4 protein-coding genes are annotated in these 5,415 nt (G+C 65.9%); 3 read left to right on the top strand and 1 reads right to left on the bottom strand.

Annotation, left to right across the window (positions count from 1 at the left end; translation table 11 throughout):
• The 3 genes from IRZ12_RS15230 to IRZ12_RS15220 form a co-directional block, all read left to right on the top strand.
• A partial coding sequence (locus tag IRZ12_RS15230; RefSeq protein WP_296470130.1) for an efflux RND transporter permease subunit occupies positions 1-2,558 on the top strand: 2,558 nt, incomplete at its 5' end.
• Positions 2,551-3,762 carry a TolC family protein gene (locus tag IRZ12_RS15225; protein WP_296470129.1) on the top strand — a complete coding sequence of 404 codons (1,212 nt, stop codon included), beginning with the start codon at positions 2,551-2,553 and terminating at the stop codon, positions 3,760-3,762. The genes IRZ12_RS15230 and IRZ12_RS15225, both read left to right, overlap by 8 nt.
• 106 nt (positions 3,763-3,868) lie before the next feature.
• Complete coding sequence (locus tag IRZ12_RS15220; protein ID WP_296470128.1) at positions 3,869-5,032, top strand: ABC transporter substrate-binding protein; 1,164 nt, start codon at positions 3,869-3,871, stop codon at positions 5,030-5,032.
• On the opposite strand, the gene IRZ12_RS15215 is transcribed toward IRZ12_RS15220, so the two are convergent.
• Entirely contained in the window at positions 5,011-5,313 is a 303-nt protein-coding gene (locus IRZ12_RS15215) for a hypothetical protein (RefSeq protein WP_296470126.1), read from the bottom strand. The genes IRZ12_RS15220 and IRZ12_RS15215 overlap by 22 nt on opposite strands.
• Positions 5,314-5,415 lie beyond the last annotated feature (102 nt).

Below are 5,415 nucleotides of genomic sequence, written 5' to 3'. Positions count from 1 at the left end.
CCGCCAAGCTGATGGCTCACCGGCTGACCCTGGATCGCGTGGTCGAGGCTGTCTCTAAGTCCAACCAGAACGTGGGGGGCGGGCTGCTCCAGCGGGGTGAGCAGGCGTTGATCATTCGCGGCATAGGTTTGCTGCGCACGCCGCGCGACATCGAGACCATCGTGCTCGACGTGCACAACAATACGCCGGTGCGGGTCAAGGACGTTGCGCGCGTCGTGCAGTCTTATACGCCGCGCCAGGGCTCGGTCGGCATGGACGACGAAGACGATATCGTCGAAGGCATCGTGCTGCTCAAGCGCGACCAGAATCCCACCAAGGTGCTCGAGCAGGTCCACAAGAAAGTGGACGAACTCAATGCCAACCTGCTTCCCGCAGGCATGCGCATCGAGCCGAGCTACGACCGCTCCAAGCTGGTCGATCACACCTTGCAGACGGTCTATCACAACCTGCTGTTCGGCGCCTGCCTGATCGTGGGCGTGCTGTGGCTGTTCCTGCGCAGCCTGCAGGGATCGCTGATCGTCGCCGTGGTGATTCCGCTGTCGCTGCTCGTGGCGTTCATCGGGCTATACATGCTAGGTATGCCGGCAAACCTGATCTCCATGGGGGCGATCGACTTCGGGATCATCGTAGACGGGGCGGTGGTCTTGACCGAAGTCATCATCCACAAGGCGAGGCTGCGCAAGCCGACGTCGCGGCGCGACATGTACGGCCTGATCATCGAGGCGGCCATGTCGGTGGCCAAGCCCACGCTGTTTGCCATGGCCATCGTCATCGCGGCGCTGATCCCGGTTTTTTCGCTGGAGAGCATAGAGGGTCGCATCTTCCGCCCGCTGGCGATGACCTACACATTCGCGCTGCTCGGCGCCCTGGCCTTTGCCTTGACCTTGGTCCCGGCCCTGTGCGCGCTGCTGCTGCGCCCCAAGGACGTGGTGGCGCCAGAGCCGGCGGTGTTCCTGCGCATGCACCACGCTTATTCGGGATGGATAGCGCGCATCCTCGAGAGCGAACGCAATCGGCGCAAGCTGATGATCGCGGCCGTGGCGGTCCTGGCGGCGGCGCTCTACGCCGCATCGCACCTCGGCACGGAATTCCTGCCCGAGCTGGACGAGGGCGATGCCTACGTGGTGGTACAGATGCCGCCTTCCATCTCGCTCGAGAAGGGTCAGGAGCTGTTGCGCATCATACGCATGCGTCTGAAGCAGTTGCCCGAGGCGGTGTCGGTGACCAGTGAACAGGGCCGTCCCGAAGACGGCACGGACAACGAGACCATCAACGTTGCCAAGGTGCTGGTGCGGCTCAAGGATCGCAAGCAATGGCGCAAGGGCGTGACCAAGGACGATCTGGTCGCGCAGATGCGCGAGTCGCTGGCCGATCTTCCCGGCGTGCAGTTCAATTTCGCCCAGCCCATCCGCGACAGCGTCGAGGAATCGACCGCCGGGGCGCGCGGACACGTGGTACTGAAAGTCTACGGTGCCGAGATCGAGGCCATGCGCGGCATCCTCCTGCAGGCCAAGGAAGTGGTGCGCGACATCGAAGGCGTCGTGGATCTGGACCTATATCGCGATGCGCCGGCGCCGCAGCTGCACATCGAGTTCGACCGGGAGGCGCTCGCACGTTACGGAATTTCCATGGAGGTCGCGGATACGGCGGTGGAGACGGCGCTGGCCGGCAAGGTCGTCACGACGGCATGGGAAGGCGAGCGCAGCGTGCCGGTGCGGGTGCGGCTGCCTTTCGTGGACCGCATGGACGAAGCCAGGATCCGCGACATCCCCGTCACGGCCCCAGACGGCACGTACGTCCCGCTGCATGCCCTGGCGCGCATCGACTTCAAGGTAGGCAATGCCTCCATTTTCCGCGAGGGCAATGCGCGTTACATGGCGCTCAAGTTCAACGTCCACGGACGGGACGTCGGCTCGGTCGTGAAGGAGGCCATCGCTGCGTTCAACAAGGAAGTGAAGATGCCCGAGGGCTACATTGCGCAGTGGGGCGGGCAATGGGAAAACCAGCAGCGTGCCGCGGACCGCTTGAAAATCGTCGTCCCGCTTTCTTTGCTGGTGGTATTCGCGCTGCTGTTCAGTGCGCTGGGCAGCGCCCGCAGTGCCACCATCATCCTGCTCACGGCGCCGTTCGCGATGGTGGGTGGCATCGTCGCCTTGCACCTGACCGGCATCGATCTTTCCATCAGCGCGGCCATCGGCTTCATCGCGTTGCTTGGGCAGGTGGCCTTGGCAGGGCTGCTCGTGGTGAGCGCAGTCGAAAGCCTGCGGCGCGAAGGGGTGGCCATGCTGCCCGCCCTGGTCGAAGGCGCAGCCGAGCGCATGCGCTCCGTGCTGATGGTGGCGCTGCTAGGGCTGATCGGGCTGTTGCCCATGGCCTTGTCCACGGGCGTTGGCAGCGAGACGCAACGCCCCTTCGCATCGGTGGTGGTGGGGGGCATGGCGGTGCTTCCGCTGGTGGCGTTGTTCGTGCTACCCGTGCTGTACGCCTGGCTCGGGCCGCGGCGCCTCGTGTCTGCCGAAGAGCGCGATGCCGCCATGACGGGAGATGCTCATGCGTAAGCTATTGTGCCTTGCGCTGTTGGCGCTGGGACTGGCCCAGGCCCGGGCCGAAGGCCCGCTGCCCCCGGAAGTCACCCTGCCGCAGCTCTTGGAACTGGTCAAGCGGCAGAGTCCCGCCCTACAGGCCGAGCGCATCCGGGTGGCCTTGGCCGAGGCCGACCTGCTGACGGCGCAGACGTTTTCCAACCCGAGCCTGGCCTATACCCACAAGCGCGGCGAGCGGGAGGCCACGCTTTCCCAAGAAGTGCCGCTGTTCGGCCAGCGCGGCGCGCGCATCGAGACCGCGAGGAGCGGCGTCGAAGCGGCGCGGGCGCAGCTGAGATTGACCTATGCGCAGGCGCTGCAGGAGGCGGCGCGGGACTTCATGTCGCTGCTGGTGGCGCAGGAGCGCGAGAAAAGCTGGCTCGAGGCGAAAGAGGACCTGGAGAATGCGTTGCGTGTCGTGCAAGGCCAGGTGGAGGCGGGGGCGCGCAGCCGCTACGATTTGACGCGCCTGGAAATCGAGCGTGCGTCGCTCGATGCGCAACTGGCGCGGGCGCAGGCCGAAACGGTCCAGGCGTCGGCGCGGGTAGCCGCAAGCGTGGGAGCTCCCGCGTGGCGGCCGCGCGCGGCTGGCGCCATCGTCACGAACTGGAATGCGGCGAGTTTCGAGTCGTTGTGGCCGCAGGCCCAGCACCGCCTTCCGTCGGTGCGGGCGGCACTGGCGCAGCAGGACGTCGCCGAGAAGCAGCTCGAGGCCGAGCGCCGCAACGCGTATCCGACGCCCACGTTCACCGTCGGCCAGCTCAGGAATGGCGACGGGCGCAGCATCGAGTACGGCGTGGCCGTGTCCATTCCGCTGTTCGACCGCAACCAGGGCCAGATCGCCCGGGCGGCGGCCGAAGCCGATGGCATGCGACTTCGCAGCCGTGCCGTGGTGCTGGCGGCAGAAGGCGAGCTGCGGCGGGCCGCCGAGCAGCTGGACCGGCGCAAGCGGCTGGCCGATCGTTTCGAGCAGGATGGCCTGGCCATGATTCCCCGGCTGCGGCAGATGGCGCAGGATGCCTATACCTTGGGCCGCGGCTCCATCCTGGATCTAGTCGATGCGGTACAGGTCGTGGCCGAAAAGAAAAACACCTATCTCGACCTGGCCGAAGCCGTGCTGCACGCCGAAGTGGACTTGCGCGTGGCGTCGGGAGAGCTCGGCGCGGATTTACCGGACTAGTGGCCCCTTGGGGTTGCCCGGCCGGCGTAAACTACAGCCTGGCCGGTTTCGTCTCGCCTGACGACAGCGTTGTTGCCGGCCCGATTCGGATATTTGGGGGTTACCAATGAAATCTTGCGCAGTGCGCGGGTTCCTGCTGGCCGGCCTGGTGCTGGCGTCCGCCGCGCGGGCGGACATCACGGTGGGTGTCGATATCGCCACGACCGGTCCTGCGGCCGCGATCGGAATACCTACCAAGAACGTGGTCATGATGTGGCCGCAGACTTTGGGCGGGCAGAAGGCCCACTACGTCATCCTCGATGACGGGTCGGATCCCACCAACACGGTGACCAACGTGCGCAAGCTCACCTCCGAGCAAAAGATCGACGTGCTGGTCGGGCCCAACACCACGCCGGCTGCACTCGCCGTGCTGGACGTGATCGCCGAAAGCAAGACGCCCATGGTGGCGCTCGCGGCCAATGCTTCCATCATCGAGCCGCATACCGACCCCAAGCGGAAATGGGCCTTCAAGATGCCGCAGAACGACTCGTTGATGGCGAGCGCCATCGTCGGCCACATGGCCCGCGCCGGTGTCAAGTCCGTCGGATTCATCGGCTTCAACGATTCCTACGGCGAGAGCTGGTGGAACGAGTTTTCCCCGCTCGCTGCCAAGGCCGGCATCAAAGTCGTCGCCAATGAGCGCTACAACCGCACCGATACCTCCGTGACCGGCCAAGTGCTCAAGATCATGATGGCCAAGCCGGACGCCGTGCTGGTGGCGGCGTCGTCCACTCCCGCGCTGTTGCCGCAGAAAACGCTGGTCGATCGCGGCTACCGCGGCAAGATGTACCAGACACACGGCATCGCAACGCCCGAGTTCCTGCGGCTGGGCGGCAAGACCGTCGAGGGCACCCTGTTTCCCACCGGTCCGGGCGTGGTGGCGCACGGGCTGCCGGACTCCCATCCGGTCAAGAAAGTCGCCGTGGAGTTCGTCGACCGCTACGAGGCCAAGTTCGGCCCGGGCTCCGTGACACAGTTCGCGGGCGATGCCTGGGGCGCCTGGATGCTGCTCGACGATGCCGTGCGCCGCGCCCTGCAGAAAGGCGCCAAGCCGGGCACGCCCGAGTTCCGTGCAGCGCTGCGCGACGCGATCGAGTCGACGTCCAACCTCACGGTGCCCAACGGCGTGCTCAACATTTCCGCCACCGACCATCAAGGGTTCGACGAGCGTTCGCGCGTGATGGGCATCGTGCGCGACGGCAAGTTCGCCTACGAAGGCGAGGGCAAATAATGCCCAGGCCGCCGGCGCATCGCGGCGCCCGGCGGCACGATGCGCGCTGCGGGCGCAAGGCGCTGCAGCGCGAGCAGGTCCCGTGACGGCCGCGCCGATGTGCGGCCCGTTTCTTCGACACTCCGCGTTTTTTCGCCGTACTGCTGGGAAATATTGACCTGGTTCAGCTCGTCGCCAGGCAGGATTTCCCCACGGAATATGCCCTTGCGCAGGGCTTCATAAATGCGCACCGCCTCATGGTGCGTATCGGCGGCAAACCCGTTGGTCTTGGCCGTGTCCATACGTTGACATCCTCCCCGGCCTGAAGGCCGGAGATACCTACGGCGCTCAGGAGCGGCATTGAGCCGCCCCTGAGTCGCTTCGGTGGGTTCCTGCTGCTGGCG

The organism is Pigmentiphaga sp., assembly GCF_019689535.1.
Taxonomy (GTDB): Bacteria; Pseudomonadota; Gammaproteobacteria; order Burkholderiales; family Burkholderiaceae_B; genus Pigmentiphaga.
Note: the sequence above shows the minus strand (reverse complement) of the source record. Positions and strands in the feature narration are given on the sequence as shown.

Coding starts and splice junctions, on each gene's coding strand:
- IRZ12_RS15225 (WP_296470129.1), top strand. CDS start 2,551: ATGCGTAAGCTATTGTGCCTTGCGCTGTTGGCGCTGGGACTGGCCCAG.
- IRZ12_RS15220 (WP_296470128.1), top strand. CDS start 3,869: ATGAAATCTTGCGCAGTGCGCGGGTTCCTGCTGGCCGGCCTGGTGCTG.
- IRZ12_RS15215 (WP_296470126.1), bottom strand. CDS start 5,313: ATGGACACGGCCAAGACCAACGGGTTTGCCGCCGATACGCACCATGAG.